Below are 15315 nucleotides of genomic sequence, written 5' to 3'. Positions count from 1 at the left end.
CAATCATCGACATCAAAATTTGTATCTTGATTTGCTTAAATTACTCCGTGAAAATCCTATTTAGCTTCCTAAGCCCCAAACCTTTTATCGAGTGGTATCACAAAATGGCATATAAGGATGATTAACCCGTACCACTTTGGTCTAAAAATAGAGCATTTACAGTAGAAGTACAGTGAAAAAGTGTTTATGTAGAGTGGTTTTAAATTTAGTTATGCATTATTCGCATATCTGCATGCAAATTTATCGTTTGAAATAATTACTTTTCACACATAGCATCAGTGAAAACAACGAAATATCGATTAGCAGAGGAAGCTATGAATCAAATGGTCAATACGAAAAAATCGACAAAAGCACAGTTTGATTGGAAAGATCCATTTTTATTGGAACTCCAGTTAACTGAAGAAGAACGCATGATCCGTGATAGTGCACATGCCTATTGCCAAGAGCGCCTACAACCCCGTGTGTTGGAACAGTTCCGTCATGAAAAAACCGATCCCACTATTTTCCGTGAAATGGGTGAACTTGGGTTACTTGGCCCGACGATTCCAGAACAATATGGTGGTGCGGGTTTAAATTATGTCAGTTATGGCTTAGTGGCACGCGAAATTGAATATGTCGATTCTGGCTACCGCTCTATGGCGAGTGTGCAAAGTTCTTTGGTGATGGTGCCGATTAATGAATTTGGTTCAGAAGAACAAAAGCAAAAGTATCTGCCAAAACTTGCAACAGGTGAATACATTGGCTGTTTTGGTCTGACAGAACCAGACCATGGTTCAGATCCGGGCAGTATGATTAGCCGTGCAAAAAAAGTCGATGGCGGCTATCGCTTATCTGGCGCGAAAATGTGGATTACCAATAGTCCAATTGCCGATGTATTTGTGGTGTGGGCGAAGGAAGTTTCCGCTGAAGGTAATATTGGCGACATTCGTGGCTTCATTTTAGAAAAAGGTTGGGAGGGGCTTTCAGCACCTGCTATTCACGGTAAAGTCGGTTTACGTGCGTCAATTACCGGTGAAATCGTGATGGACAATGTATTTGTCCCTGAAGAAAATGCGTTCCCAGAAGTGCGTGGTTTAAAAGGCCCATTTACCTGTCTTAATAGCGCACGTTATGGCATTGCATGGGGTGCAATGGGGGCAGCTGAATTCTGTTGGCACACCGCGCACCAATACACGATGGACCGCAAACAGTTTGGCCGCCCACTGGCAGCAAATCAGTTGATTCAAAAGAAATTGGCAGATATGCAAACTGAAATTGCGTTGGGCCTACAAGCTGCTTTACGTTTTGGTCGTATGAAAGATGAAGGCATCGCAGCCGTTGAAGGCACTTCACTGATCAAGCGCAATAACTGTGGTAAAGCTTTGGATATTGCACGTGTTGCTCGTGACATGATGGGCGGTAATGGTATCTCGGATGAGTTTGGGGTTGCACGTCATCTGGTGAATCTTGAAGTGGTCAACACTTATGAAGGCACGCATGATGTACATGCATTAATTCTAGGCCGTGCACAAACAGGCATTGCCGCTTTCTAACCACGTCAAACAACTCAGGATATTTAACATTGAATATCCTGAGTAATAGTTCTAGTAATTGTCAATGTCGGAACGAAAGCGACATAAAGCTTTATTTTCTAGACTTAAATCTTTCAGCGCTATTTTCATTACTTTGAAATCAGAATTTAGTATAGTGACTTAACTCTTCATAATATAAAAGTTTATGTCTGATTTGGTGAATACATCCCCACGCATTCCGAAATATATTGCCATCCGAGATGAAATTGCCCATGAAATTGAGTCAGGACAATTAAGCTGTAATACAAAATTGGCATCTGAACGTGTGCTTTCAGAAAAGTTTTCGACCACTCGTGTCGCTGTACGTGAAGCGCTTTTAGCATTGGAAATGGATGGTCTTATCTACCGTTTAGATCGTCGCGGTTGGTTTGTAAGAGCGCCACGAATTATGTATCGCCCCCAATCAACCAAAAGCTTTAATCAATATGTACGCGAGCAAGACAGCATTCCTTCAACAGAATTAATGTCCGCAGAGCAAATATCAGCAACGCAGTGGGATGCCAAACATTTAAATTTAAATGTGGGAGACCCAATTTATTCAATTTGGCGTCGTCGCAGTATCAATGGGCGGCCAGCGGTTGTTGAGCATTTAAGGATCAATGCCAAAATTTTTCCTGATTTTTTAGCTCAGCCTTTAGAGGATTCAATTACCACCTTAATGGCGGAGAAGTACCAACGCCAATTAACGCGTGCTCACATTAATCTGTATCCAACGGCTTTTTCAGAACAACAGGCGAAAGCTTTACACGTTAATGTAGGCAGTATGGGGTTATATATTTGCCGAACCAATCGTGACCAAAATGGTGTCATTACAGATGTTGACCAAGAATATTGGTTGCATGATGTACTTGATTTACATTTTGAGGCGCATGAATAATTTTTAATCTTAATTAATCTGGTTTAAACCAGATTAATTAAACTGTCATAAACTTTTGCTCAAATACTGATTATCAAATCGCTGCATTCATTAGGAATGTTACATGAGTCAGTATTTAAGTAAATATAAAAAACGCCTGAGCACAATCGCATTTGGCCTAATTTCAGTAAGTGCTATGACTGGGTGCACAACACCTTCAAGTGCTCCAGATTTTGAACAAATTACGGTTTATACAGCAGTCGAAGCAGATCAGCTCAAACGCTATCAGTGGGAACTGAGAAAGGCGCATCCAGAATTAAAAGTAAAATGGGTGCGTGATTCTACTGGTGTGATTACCGCTAAACTTTTAGCAGAACAAAAGAATCCTCAAGCGGATGTGGTGATGGGGCTTGCCTTGACCAGTTTATTGGTCATGGAAAAAAATAATTTATTGCAACCTTATCGCCCGCAAAATGTCGAACAACTCAAAACAGAATTTTATAGTCAAAAACAAACTCCAACTTGGGCAGGGATGACGGCTTGGGAATCAGCAGTTTGTGTCAATAGCATTGAACTACAAAAGAAAAACCTCCCCATCCCACAAACTTGGCAAGATTTAACAAAACCGATTTACAAAGATTTAATTGTGATGCCAAACCCAGCATCGAGTGGTACAGGTTATTTAGATGTTACCGCTTGGATGCAAATTTTTGGCGAAAAACAGGCTTGGCAATATATGCAGGCACTCGACAAAAACATTTCCCAATATGTCCATTCAGGTTCTAAGCCCTGCAAAATGGCAGCACAGGGTGAAGCAGTTATTGGTATCTCATTTGGTTATCCGGGCTTTAAATTGAAATCTCGCGGCGCACCTTTAGAAATTGTTTATCCAAAAGAAGGCTTGGGCTGGGAAATGGAAGCATCGGCGATTGTGAAAGGGACGAAAAAATTAAGCAGTGCCCAAAAGTTTATGGATTGGACGGTCAGCCAAGCAGCCAATGAAGCGTATGCACGAAACTTTTCAATGGTGGCTCATCAGCAGGTCAAAAGCTTAAACCCCGATTTCCCGAAAAATCTGTCGCAAAAATTGGTTAAAAATGATTTTTATTGGGCGGCAGAACAGCGTGAAAAGATTTTAAAACAATGGTCAGAACGCTTTGAAAAGTAATTGAAAACGATTAGAAGAATTTTAGGTGAAGTATGCAAATTCCAACCCATTTACAAAATAGTCTTGCAGGACAAACGATGCAACATTCCGCAGGACATTTATTATCGACATTAAGAACCTACAAGGATAAAGAGTCAAAAATAGTGCTTGAAGCGGTGGATATTCAAAAATCCTTTGCACAGACGAAGGTTCTTGAGCACATCAACTTAGACCTTAAAGCAGGTGAGTTTGTGAGTTTTTTAGGGCCTTCAGGCTGCGGGAAAACCACTTTACTGCGTATTATTGCGGGGCTGGAACAGCCGGATTATGGGCGTGTCATTAAACAAAATATCGATATTACCCAGTTTAATACCGCTAAACGTAAATGCGGCATTGTGTTCCAAAACTATGCATTATTTCCCAATTTAACAGTTGCTGAAAATATTGCCTTTGGCCTGCATAAAAAGCACTGGACTACGACAGAACAGCAAGCACGTGTCACTGAGCTACTACAACTCATCGAACTGCCTGATATTGCTCTGAAATATCCTAACCAATTATCTGGCGGGCAGCAACAGCGTGTGGCACTCGCACGTGCAATTGCACCGAAACCGGATATTTTATTACTCGATGAACCTTTATCCGCTTTGGATGCCTTGGTTCGATTGAATTTACGTCAAAAAATTCGTGATATTCAACGTCAACTCAACTTACCGGCCATTATGGTAACGCATGATCAGGAAGAAGCTTTAAGCATTTCAGACCGTGTTGCTGTAATGAATAAAGGCATTATTGAACAATTAGATACGCCACATAATATTTATTATCGACCGCAAACTCGTTTTGTGGCACGTTTTATTGGGACGATGAATTTTATTCCTGCACAGGCTTTGGATAAAAAACGCTTAACTATCGGTACTGAATATTTCATTAATTTAGACCAGACAAACTTTCAAACCGGTGAAAAAGTGGAAATCGCTTTTCGTCCTGAAAATATAAAACTCTTGCCTCAACAAGACCGTAATTTGGACGGGTTACAACTGCCAATTCGTATTGTTAATATGGAATTTTTAGGTGCAAAACGCCGCTTATTCTGTGAACTAAGCATTTCACTGCAACCACAACAAGCTCCAATTGAGATCCGAATCGATGTCGATCATCAGCAGTTACAGCATTTAAATGATGTGATGTGGATGCATGTGGCAACCAATGCATTGCATGTTTTTGACCAAAAAGGACATGCAAAATGCTAAATCAATCAACCGCAGAAGTTTTGCTTAAAAACCAAACTTACCGACGACCTCGTTATTCACTGCGTTCCAATACGGTACTGGCAATTGCTGCAATTTTGCTGACTTTAAGCTTGATTGCACCGTTGATCTTGCTTTTACGCAGTGCATTTTTAAATGAACAACAGCAATTTGTAGGCTTTGGAAATTTTATTGAATATTTTTCCAATGCAGCGCTACTTTATTCCGTATTCAATTCGCTGTGGATTGCGCTGACGGCGATGTTAATAACGGTTTTTATTGCCAGCATTTATGCTTTTGCATTAATCAACAGCAATATTCGCGGCAAAGCATTTTTTAAGACAGTGGCATTTTTGCCAATTTTGGCACCGTCCATTTTACCTTCATTGGCATTGGTGTATTTATTTGGACAGCAGGGTGTATTTAAAGGCATTCTCGGTGATGTCGAAATTTATGGTCCGCTTGGGATTTTAATTAGCTATTGCTTTTGGCTCTTTCCAGCCATGGTCATGCTGATGATGGGGGCGTTTCGTAATATTGATCAGCGTCTGATTGAAGCCTCACATTCATTGGGTAAAAACACATGGCAAACGCACTGGGCTGTGACTTTACCCGCAATTCGCTATGGTTTAGTCAGTGCATGTTTGGTGGCTTTTACCTACGTCATTACAGATTTTGGGATACCTAAAGTCATTGGCGGGTCATTCAATATGATGGCTCTGGATGTCTATAAGCAAATTATTGGGCAGCAAAACATGAACATGGGAGCGGTGATTTCAATTCTCCTGTTATGTCCTGCCGTATTGGCTTTTATTTTCGATCGTTATCAAAGTCGTCGTCAGGAACGCTATCAGAATTTTCAAATTCAGCCTTATGCTGTACGCAAGCATCCGATGCTGGAAAGAATGCTCACGGTGTTCTGTGGACTAATTTCAGGCGGTATTTTATTAATTATTGTTACAGCAATTCTAGCCTCATTTATTCGCTATTGGCCATATGACTTATCTCTGACTTTGAGTCATTACCGTTTTGACTATGTTGATGGTGGCGGTTGGGCAAGTTACTTTAACTCTATTCAATTGGCATTTTTCAGTACGATTATTGGCACAGTTCTAATCTTCATGGTGGCCTTATTTACAGAGCGTTTTAAAAGTCATCCTGTGTTGAAAAATTACGTACAAATGTTGGTGCTCTTGCCTTTGGCTGTACCGGGTTTGGTCCTCGGGATTGCTTATATCTTGTTCTTTAATACCCCAGAAAATCCAATGTCTTGGCTCTATGGCGGTATGACGCTGCTGGTGATCTCAACCATTATTCATTATTACACCGTGCCGCATTTAACCCTGACCAATGCAATTAAACAGATTCCGGTACAACTGGATCATGCAGCACAGAGTTTGGGCACATCGAATTGGAAACTGTTTTCGAAGGTCTATTTACCGCTAACTTTTCCAGCATTATGTGATGTATCGGTCTATATCTTCGTTAATGCAATGACCACGGTTTCCGCTGCAATCTTCCTTTATTCGCCAGACACAGGCCTCGCTTCGGTTGCAGTGCTGAATATGGATGATGCCGGAGATACCGTTGCAGCCGTCGCCATGAGTATTTTGATCTTAATGACTTCTTGTCTCGTCAAATTACTGCATTGGAGCATTACCCGAAAAATGCTGAAATCCAGTCAACATTGGCGTGAATATTCACATTAATGTGTATTTTTAATTCATCTTTTATTTAACCCAATATTCAACTTAAAAAACGCTTTTTGAATAAGGCTAGGGATATTGCGTCCTGAAAAAAAGTTTCATGAACGAGGAATCGCGTAATGGCGACAATACATGCAGATTTAATCATCGTAGGTGCTGGAATTTTAGGTATCTCCGCAGCCATTCAAGCGGCTGAACAAGGATTAAAAGTTAAAGTCTTTGAAAAAGATGCGCAACCTGTGGGTGCGACGCGACGTAATTTTGGGATGGTCGGTACTTCAACCTTAAGTAAACCTGATGAACAATGGCGTGAATATGCCTTGGAAACGCGCCAATTTTATCAGCACATTCAAGCGAAAACCGATATTTCATTTCAGCAACGAGACGGTTTGTACCTTGCCAATACTGAGTTGGAATGGCAGGTTTTAAATGAGTTTGCAGAGGTAGCGCCGAATTATCAAATTCCTGTGACACTGTTAAGCAAGCAAAAGCTGTTTGACACCTACCGTTATTTGAATCCTCAGACTTCGATTCGTGGTGCGATGGTGTTTCATGAGGATTACTCGGTTGAACCGCATTTGGTTGGTGAGCGCTTATTAAAATATGCACAGCAATTGGGTGTAGAAATTTTCTGTAATGCTTGTGTTGTACAGACCGAGTCTCTGCAGGGAAACACACAGGTTCGACTTGCATCGGGGCAAAGTTTTGGGGCTAAAAAAATACTGATCTGCCACGGTGAAGTTACCCAAATTTTATATCCAGAATTGCTACAGAAAAAAGGCTTGCAACGCTGTGCATTACAAATGGCTTTGACCAAACCATTACAGCAAAACTTAAAGGCATCCATCTATTCAGGTTTATCCATTTCACGCTATCCGGCCTTTGAAATTTGTCCAAGCCATCAGGCACTAAAGCACAGCTCACAGCAAGGACTGGTGCAAAAGTACGGCATCCATATTTTGATCAAGCAAAATCAATTGGGTCAGTTGATCTTGGGCGATAGTCATGAATATTTCCCTATTGAAGATGCACCGCAGTTTCATCAACGCGAAGAAATCAATCAGTTTATTTCAACCTATTGTAAAGAAAACATTGGACTAGAAATTCCAGAAATTGAATTTCGCTGGAATGGCTATTACCTAACTCATCCACATGAGTTGGCCTGTGTGACGGAAGCAGAACCGAATATTTACTTGGTCAGTGCCATTGCAGGTAAAGGCATGACAACAGGCGCAGGTTTTATGAAAAAAGTTTTAGAAAATTATGTTTTGTAATCTGGTTTAAACCAGATTAATTTATACTAAATTAAATTTTAAACAGGCAGCAACAGAATGAATGCACATATTGAATTAGAAAACAAATACTTACTACTAACTCCAGGCCCTTTATCAACTTCAGCAGGTGTTCGACGTGCAATGCAAAGAGATTGGTGCACATGGGATAAAGAATATAACGCGCTGGTACAAGAAATTCGTAGCCGCTTAGTCGCTTTAGCAACAACGCAAACTGAGCTTTATAGCGCGGTGTTGCTGCAAGGCAGTGGCAGTTTTACGGTTGAATCAGTACTTGGTTCTGCCATTCCCAAAGATGGCAAAATTTTAATTATCAATAACGGTGCTTATGGCGCACGTATGGTGCAAATGGCACGTTGTTTAAACATTGACGTGGTTGAACTGAATTATCCAGAAATGCAAATCCCTAATTTAGAGGAGATTGAACAGGCATTAAGTGATGAGCGCATTACCCATGTGTCATGTGTGCATTGCGAAACAACGACGGGTTTATTAAATCCAATTCAGGACATTGGCCGCGTGGTTAAAGATGCTGGCAAAGTGTGGATTGTGGATGCCATGAGCTCATTCGGCGGCGTACCTATGGATATTGCAGATTTAGACATCGACTATCTGATTTCAAGTGCCAATAAATGTATTCAAGGCGTTCCGGGTTTTGGCTTTGTTTTGGCAAAAAGACAACAATTGCACGCATGCCAAGGTTTGGCGCGCTCTGTCAGCTTAGACCTTTTTGATCAGTGGAATACGATGGAGCAACAAAATGGGAAATGGCGTTTTACTTCGCCAACGCATGTGGTTCGTGCATTTTACCAAGCATTATTAGAGTTAGAACAAGAAGGCGGGATTGAGGCACGCCATCAACGCTATTCAACCAATCAGCAACGTTTAGCAACGGGTATGCAAAAGTTAGGCTTCAAAATGGTGCTTGATCAAAACACGCCACAGTCTCCAATTATCACGACATTTTTATATCCCGATGAACCGAATTTTAGTTTTCAGGACTTATATGAAAACTTAAAAGACGCCGGCTTTGTGATTTATCCGGGCAAAGTCACTGATTTGAACTGTTTCCGCATTGGCAACATTGGCGAGGTCTATCCAGAAGATATCGAACGTCTGTTGCTCGCAATTGCGCAGTACCGTCAAGCTTAAATTTTTAACTCTTATTTTTATTATTTTCTTATAGGACATGAATATGACAACTTTAAATACAAAATTACAGGCTGTGGTTTTTGATTGGGCTGGAACAACGGTAGACTTTGGCTCTCGTGCACCGATTTTAGCTTTTATGGCACTATTTTCAGACAATAAAGTTGATATCACGATTGAGGAAGCACGCGCACCGATGGGGTTAGAAAAGCGTGACCATATTGCAGCAGTCCTTGCGATGCCACGTGTCGCAGCAGCATGGAAGCAAGCGCATGGTACGGAAGCAACGGTTGCAGATATTGATCGTTTATATCAGGACTTTATTCCGTACCAATTGAAATCCATTCCCCTGTGTTCTGCTTTGATTCCCGGTGCTGTAGAGGTATTTGCCGATATTCGCAGTCGTGGTGCAAAAATAGGTAGCAATACCGGTTACGCATCGATGATGATTGGTCAGTTGGTCAAAGATGCGGCTGAACAAGGCTATGAGCCAGACTGTATGATTACGGCAAGTGATGTCAAATATGGTCGACCATATCCAGAAATGTTATGGAAAAACCTGATTGAATTAGATGTCTCTGATATTAAAACCGTGGTTAAAGTCGATGATACCGTGGTTGGAATTGAAGAAGGCTTAAATGGTGGATGCTGGACGGTTGGCCTTGCGGTCAGTGGCAATGAAGTTGGGCTCAGTTATGAAGAATGGTCGGCATTGCCTGAGTCAGAACAAACTATTTTAAAAGAAAAAGCCTATACAAAAATGCGCGCATCGGGCGCACATTATGTTATCGACAGTATTGCCGATTTACCTGCGGTTTTAGATGCAATTGAAGACCGTTTAGCAATGAGTGAAAAGCCTTAATACTAAGCGTTTAAGTGTATAGGTTGAGATGTATAGATATTCAGATGGATAGCTATACATCTTTTTTTATTTTTAAAGTCTTTTATTTTGAATAACATATTAAGAAAATTAGGAGCATTTGATTCAAGAGAAAAACTAAAAAATCCTAATAACCATTCTCCTAAAAAATGAATCTCAACGACACGATGACATTAAAATTTATGGCTCAGGATTTAACAATAGCTTCACTATATCACTCAATTTCAGTGCAATAAGTTCTGGATTTAATGAGTATTTTGAATATGATTTTTGCCCTAAGTATATATTTTTAGTTTGAATTTAGAGCAGTTTAAATTACATTGAAATAAACAGCCTGAAAATTAGACATGGTGTCCCATGAAAAAAGGTGTAATCGTTGCCATTTTAGTCCTCATACTCGCTGCCATGGGCGGCGTTTGGTATTATTTTAATCAGGCCAAAACAGATGATGGCACGTTAACGCTTTATGGCAATGTCGATATTCGCCAAGTTTCACTGGCATTTGAACAAGCAGGCCGTATACAGGTTTTAAATGTTCAAGAAGGCGACCGCGTCAAAAAAGGTGAGGTACTTGCGACGCTCAATACCGATGGTTTAAATATTCAAAAACAACAAGCTGAGGCACAGCTTAAAGTACAACAACAAACCGTCATCGAACTCGATGTCGGAACGCGCCCTGAACAAATCACACAAGCAGAAGCCTTGCTGGCTTCGACTCAAGCTCAGCTCAATAAAGCTAATAAAGATTTACAGCGGCTACAAGTTTTATTTTCAAGTACTGCTGGCCAAGCGATCAGTCAACAAGAACTGGATTATGCAAAAAGCAATCAAGCGACTGCACAAGCTGCGGTCAAAGAAAAACAAGCCAATCTGGCTTTATTAAAACATGGCGCGCGCCGTGAAGACCGTGAAGCGGCAAAAGCTCAAACGGAGGTTGCACAAGCAGGACTGGATTTTATTAATTATCAAATTCAGCGCAGTGTGTTGGTTTCGCCAGTCGATGCTGTGGTGCGAGCACGTTTGCAAGAAGTCGGTGATATGACCACGGCACAAAAAACGGTATACACCTTGGCTTTGACCAATCCCAAATGGGTTCGTGTATATGCTAATGAAAATCAGCTGGGTCAAATCAAAATGGGTGGGAAGGCTGAAATTATCCGTGACTCACAGCCTGATCAGCCTATCCAAGGCAAAATTGGCTTTATTTCATCGGTTGCTGAATTTACCCCTAAAACCGTACAAACGGAGGATATTCGTACCACCTTGGTGTATGAAGTACGGGTCTATGTTCAAGATCCTCAAGATGCTTTAAAAATGGGGCAGCCTGTAACGGTAAACATTGTTCAGGCCAATGTAGAGTAATTGCGTATGACAGCTCCACATGTCGTTGTTGCGAAAAATCTGCGCCAAATATTTTCTGCAACGGAGCAGAAAAATTCAGAGATTGTGGCGATTCAGGACTTAAATCTTGAAATCAAGTCAGGGCAGTTGACGGCTTTGGTAGGACCCGATGGCGCGGGGAAAACAACCTTTATGCGACTGCTTGCGGGGCTATATGAACCGAGTGCTGGTTCGCTTGAAGTGCTTGGTGTAGATGTCGCCAAACAGCCGCAGTATGTTCAAGATCGTATTAGTTATATGCCACAGCGTTTTGGTCTGTATGAGGATTTAAGCGTTCAAGAAAATTTAGATTTGTATGCAGACCTTCATGGTGTAGCGAAAGATATGCGACAAGAACGTTTTGCTCGACTGCTTGCCATTACGGATCTCAGCAAATTTATTGAACGGCCAGCAGGAAAACTTTCGGGGGGCATGAAACAAAAGCTAGGTTTGGCTTGTACCTTGGTGCGATCTCCAGAACTTTTACTGCTTGATGAACCTAGCGTCGGTGTAGACCCCTTATCACGACGAGATTTATGGGAAATTATTCAGCAGTTGGTGGCTGAGGAAAACCTGAGTGTCATCATCAGTACCGCTTATATGGATGAAGCCGAGCGCTGTGCTGAAGTTTATGTTATGTATGATGGAAAAGTTTTAAATCAAGGTACACCAGAAGCCCTGAGTGCAGAAGCTGAAGGCTTAACTTGGCAGGTTCATCCACCACAGGGGATGAAATCTCGCGTACTTCAGTCACAACTCTTGGACTTAACTCAGTACATTACCGATGCTGTACCCAAAGGAGATGCTGTACGGTTTATTAGTACCCGAGCATATCCACAGCTTCCAAGCCAATATTTACCTGAACATTGCCAGATAGAAGCACGACCCGCAGAACTTGAAGATGCTTTTATGCTGTTGTTGCATCAAGCACAGCAAGATAATCAGCCACAGGCAGATATTCTGAATGAACCTATTTTAGATTCACATGAGCAAGAACGCATTGATTTAACTCAAACTCCAATTACGCAATTCACCACGGACTCGGACACAAAAAATGAACCAGTCATTCAGGTACAAGATGTAGTTCGAAAATTTGGTGATTTTACTGCCGTTGCTCAGACCTCATTTGAGGTACAACGTGGTGAGATTTTTGGATTACTTGGCCCTAATGGTGCAGGAAAAACTACAACCTTTAGAATGCTTTGCGGGTTATTGCCTGCAAGTAGTGGTTCTTTACAAGTTGCAGGAGTGAATTTGCGTTATGCGAGTGCGGATGCACGGCGTAAAATTGGTTATGTCTCGCAGAAATTTGCCTTGTATAGCAATTTAAGTGTCTTAGAAAATTTGAAATTCTTTGGTGGAGCTTATGGCCTGACAGGCAAAAAACTCAAACAGCGCATTGAGCAATCATTAATTCAATTTAATTTAAACCCTGTGGCCAAAAGTGGAGATTTACCCAATGGTTTTAAACAACGTTTATCCATGGCCACGGCACTTTTACATCAACCTGAAATTATCTTTTTAGACGAACCAACGAGTGGAATTGACCCACTGGCACGGCGTTCATTTTGGTACACCATTGGTGAACTGGCCAATCAAGGCATGACAATTATTATTACCACGCATTTTATGGAAGAAGCGGAATATTGTGATCGTATTGCCATACAAGATGCAGGCAAACTGTTAGCACTGGGTTCACCCAAAGCGGTACGTTTGCAAGCTGGGACTGCTCAAGTGCATGATATGAACAGTGCATTTATTGCGATTGTTGAACAGGCAAGGAGAGGTGTATGAGTTCTATTGCTTTTTTTCGCCGTCTCTATGCTTTGATCATCAAAGAAAGTCGCCAATTACTGCGCGACAAAAGCAGTTTGGCTATTGGTTTGGTGTTGCCAATCATTTTAATTCTCTTGTTTGGCTATGGTCTTTCGTTTGATTTAAGTAATGGTCGTGTCGCAGTCGTGGTACAGCAAAGTTCACCGCAAAGCGAGCAACTCATTTCAGGTTTGAATGGCACAAAGTATTTGTCGGTAACGCCATATACTAATTTCCATGACGCTGAGGAAGCCATGGGGCGCGCAGAAGTGGATGCGATTGTTCATCTGCCTTCAGATTTTGCCAGCCAACTGGAAAATGGCAGTGCTACCATTCAGATGATCAGTAATGGACGTTCCACCAGCATTGCCACAACCATACAAGGCTATATTTCAGGGGCATTCGCCACGGCACAAGCCATTCAAGCAGACCGTAGTCAGTCCAGTCCTGCCATCGGCATGATCACGGTTGAACAGCGAATGTGGTTTAACGAGTCTGCCAACAGTATGTGGTTTTTAGTCCCCGGTTTAATTGTATTAATCCTGACTTTAATTGGGGCATTTCTGACCGGTTTATTGATTGCCCGAGAAAGGGAACGCGGAACACTCGAAGCTGTTTTTGTTACACCTGTACGACCACTTGAAATCGTGATTGCCAAACTCACGCCTTACATTGTGATTGGTATTGTAGATATTGTGATGTGTCTGCTTGCAGCCTCTTGGATTTTTGATGTGCCCATTCGAGGTTCATTGCTCTCGGTGGTCAGTGCCTCATTTCTCTATTTAATGGTGTCGCTATTGCTGGGTTTAACCATTTCTGGCTTTGCCCAAAGTCAGTTTCAAGCCAGTCAAATTGCCTTACTTGCGAGTTTTATGCCGGCCTTGATGTTATCTGGCTTTGTTTTTGATACTCGAAATTTACCTGTTGTAGTGCAAGTCGTCAGCCATCTTTTACCTGCAACGCACTTTATGACCCTAATTAAAACCTTATTTTTAGGGGGTGATGATTGGCGGTTATGGTTTAAAGAATGCGGAATCTTGATGATTTATGTGGTCTTACTCACGGTCGCATCGTGTCGATCGCTGAAAAAGCGCTTGAGGTAATTCAATATGAGTTCTTTTTTTGCATGGCTAAAGTATTTGATGGTGTTGGTACGTAAAGAGTTCCTGACCATTTTTAGTGACCCTGCGAATCGAATCATCTTATTTGCACCTGCGTTGATACAAGCCTTATTGTTTGGCTATGCTGCAAGTTATGACGTGAATCATGTTGATTATGCCGTCTTGGATCAGAGTCATGGACAAGCCTCAGCCCAACTGTTACAGCATTTAGATGGTTCAGGTATTTTTAACCGTACGGCGACTTTAGACAATAATGCTCAAATTCAACACGTGATTGATGAGCGTCAAGCGCTCGCAGTGATCACGATTCCGAGTGATTTTGAGGATAAATTAAATCAAGGACAAGGCTCACCGATTCAAGTCATTTTGGATGGTCGTAACTCATCCACAGCAGGTATGGCCGGCGCTTATATCAATAACGTGGTTGCAGAGGTCAATCAAGAACGTTCCGATGCCATGCCACGCATTAATATTCAAAGTCGAGTTTGGTATAACCCTAATGCAGAATCACGCTGGGGGTTAATGCCTTCTCTGATTGCTGCTTTAAGTATGATGCAAACCTTGTTGCTTTCGGCGCTTTCGGTCGCAAGAGAAAGGGAACAGGGCACGTTTGATCAGCTCTTGGTGACGCCGTATAGACCGCTTGAGATCATGATTGGTAAAGCCTTGCCGCCGATTTTTGTCGGTTTGATGCAATCGACGATTATTTTATTGATTATTCTGTTTTGGTTCAAAATTCCAATGAATGGCTCGTTCGCATTGCTATATTTGGGATTGGTTAGTTTTAATATTGCTGTGGTTGGCGTCGGTTTATCTATTTCGGCGATTTCCTTAAATATGCAACAAGCCATGTTGTATACATTTTTCTTAATCATGCCGCTGATGTTGTTGTCGGGGCTATTAACGCCGGTACAAAATATGCCGCCGGTCTTGGAAATCGCTACCTATGCCAATCCTTTACGTTTCGGCATTGATCTGATCCAACGTATTTATTTGGAAGGTGCGACTTTGGCACAAGTGAAGTGGGACTTTGGACCGATGTTTATTTTGGCGATTATTACACTGCCTTTGGCGGCCTGGTTATTTAGAAATCGATTGTCCTGATCCAATAGCATCAATGACACAATCAATTGTACAGAACACAGCCA

Annotated in this window: 11 protein-coding genes and 1 pseudogene; all 12 read left to right on the top strand. The window is 41.6% G+C overall.

Annotated elements, in window-relative coordinates:
- Positions 1–314: 314 nt before the first annotated feature.
- The 12 genes and pseudogenes from ACN6OV_RS04065 to ACN6OV_RS04010 all read left to right on the top strand — a co-directional run bounded on the left by ACN6OV_RS04065 (position 315) and on the right by ACN6OV_RS04010 (position 15271).
- A complete protein-coding gene (locus ACN6OV_RS04065; RefSeq protein ID WP_427949848.1) occupies positions 315–1532 on the top strand; it encodes an acyl-CoA dehydrogenase in 1218 nt (405 codons plus the stop codon).
- Positions 1533–1716: 184 nt separating this feature from the next.
- Positions 1717–2448 carry a UTRA domain-containing protein gene (locus ACN6OV_RS04060; RefSeq protein ID WP_427949846.1) on the top strand — a complete coding sequence of 244 codons (732 nt, stop codon included), beginning with the start codon at positions 1717–1719 and terminating at the stop codon, positions 2446–2448.
- A 103-nt stretch (positions 2449–2551) separates the two neighbouring features.
- Complete coding sequence (locus tag ACN6OV_RS04055) at positions 2552–3595, top strand: putative 2-aminoethylphosphonate ABC transporter substrate-binding protein (protein ID WP_427949844.1); 1044 nt, start codon at positions 2552–2554, stop codon at positions 3593–3595.
- Positions 3596–3627: 32 nt separating this feature from the next.
- Positions 3628–4827, top strand: a complete 1200-nt coding sequence (locus ACN6OV_RS04050) for an ABC transporter ATP-binding protein (protein ID WP_427949842.1) — start codon at positions 3628–3630, stop codon at positions 4825–4827.
- On the top strand, positions 4821–6533 hold the full coding sequence (locus ACN6OV_RS04045) for a putative 2-aminoethylphosphonate ABC transporter permease subunit (protein ID WP_427949840.1): 1713 nt from the start codon (positions 4821–4823) through the stop codon (positions 6531–6533). The genes ACN6OV_RS04050 and ACN6OV_RS04045 overlap by 7 nt, the downstream gene beginning before the upstream one ends.
- 116 nt (positions 6534–6649) lie before the next feature.
- Entirely contained in the window at positions 6650–7804 is a 1155-nt protein-coding gene (locus ACN6OV_RS04040) for a TIGR03364 family FAD-dependent oxidoreductase (RefSeq protein WP_427949838.1), read from the top strand.
- A gap of 19 nt (positions 7805–7823) precedes the next feature.
- Positions 7824–8974: pseudogene (phnW, locus tag ACN6OV_RS04035) on the top strand (2-aminoethylphosphonate--pyruvate transaminase).
- A 43-nt stretch (positions 8975–9017) separates the two neighbouring features.
- Complete coding sequence (gene phnX / locus ACN6OV_RS04030; protein WP_427949836.1) at positions 9018–9833, top strand: phosphonoacetaldehyde hydrolase; 816 nt, start codon at positions 9018–9020, stop codon at positions 9831–9833.
- A gap of 375 nt (positions 9834–10208) precedes the next feature.
- Positions 10209–11213 (top strand): HlyD family efflux transporter periplasmic adaptor subunit, encoded by a 1005-nt coding sequence (locus ACN6OV_RS04025; RefSeq protein WP_427949834.1) that lies wholly within the window; start codon positions 10209–10211, stop codon positions 11211–11213.
- 6 nt (positions 11214–11219) lie between these two features.
- Complete coding sequence (locus ACN6OV_RS04020; RefSeq protein ID WP_427949832.1) at positions 11220–13025, top strand: ATP-binding cassette domain-containing protein; 1806 nt, start codon at positions 11220–11222, stop codon at positions 13023–13025.
- Complete coding sequence (locus tag ACN6OV_RS04015; protein ID WP_427949830.1) at positions 13022–14149, top strand: ABC transporter permease; 1128 nt, start codon at positions 13022–13024, stop codon at positions 14147–14149. Before ACN6OV_RS04020 ends, ACN6OV_RS04015 begins: the two co-directional genes overlap by 4 nt.
- A 6-nt stretch (positions 14150–14155) precedes the next feature.
- Positions 14156–15271 carry an ABC transporter permease gene (locus ACN6OV_RS04010; RefSeq protein WP_427949828.1) on the top strand — a complete coding sequence of 372 codons (1116 nt, stop codon included), beginning with the start codon at positions 14156–14158 and terminating at the stop codon, positions 15269–15271.
- Positions 15272–15315: the final 44 nt, after the last annotated feature.

This window comes from Acinetobacter sp. (assembly GCF_050285345.1).
Lineage (GTDB): Bacteria > Pseudomonadota > Gammaproteobacteria > Pseudomonadales > Moraxellaceae > Acinetobacter.
This window is presented reverse-complemented; position numbering and strand designations above follow the sequence as displayed.

Excerpts from the sequence above, each read along its gene's own strand:
- ACN6OV_RS04010 (WP_427949828.1), top strand. The coding sequence starts at position 14,156 with ATGAGTTCTTTTTTTGCATGGCTAAAGTATTTGATGGTGTTGGTACGT.
- ACN6OV_RS04020 (WP_427949832.1), top strand. The coding sequence starts at position 11,220 with ATGACAGCTCCACATGTCGTTGTTGCGAAAAATCTGCGCCAAATATTT.
- phnX (WP_427949836.1), top strand. The coding sequence starts at position 9,018 with ATGACAACTTTAAATACAAAATTACAGGCTGTGGTTTTTGATTGGGCT.
- ACN6OV_RS04040 (WP_427949838.1), top strand. The coding sequence starts at position 6,650 with ATGGCGACAATACATGCAGATTTAATCATCGTAGGTGCTGGAATTTTA.
- ACN6OV_RS04025 (WP_427949834.1), top strand. The coding sequence starts at position 10,209 with ATGAAAAAAGGTGTAATCGTTGCCATTTTAGTCCTCATACTCGCTGCC.
- ACN6OV_RS04065 (WP_427949848.1), top strand. The coding sequence starts at position 315 with ATGAATCAAATGGTCAATACGAAAAAATCGACAAAAGCACAGTTTGAT.
- ACN6OV_RS04015 (WP_427949830.1), top strand. The coding sequence starts at position 13,022 with ATGAGTTCTATTGCTTTTTTTCGCCGTCTCTATGCTTTGATCATCAAA.
- ACN6OV_RS04045 (WP_427949840.1), top strand. The coding sequence starts at position 4,821 with ATGCTAAATCAATCAACCGCAGAAGTTTTGCTTAAAAACCAAACTTAC.
- ACN6OV_RS04050 (WP_427949842.1), top strand. The coding sequence starts at position 3,628 with ATGCAAATTCCAACCCATTTACAAAATAGTCTTGCAGGACAAACGATG.
- ACN6OV_RS04060 (WP_427949846.1), top strand. The coding sequence starts at position 1,717 with ATGTCTGATTTGGTGAATACATCCCCACGCATTCCGAAATATATTGCC.
- ACN6OV_RS04055 (WP_427949844.1), top strand. The coding sequence starts at position 2,552 with ATGAGTCAGTATTTAAGTAAATATAAAAAACGCCTGAGCACAATCGCA.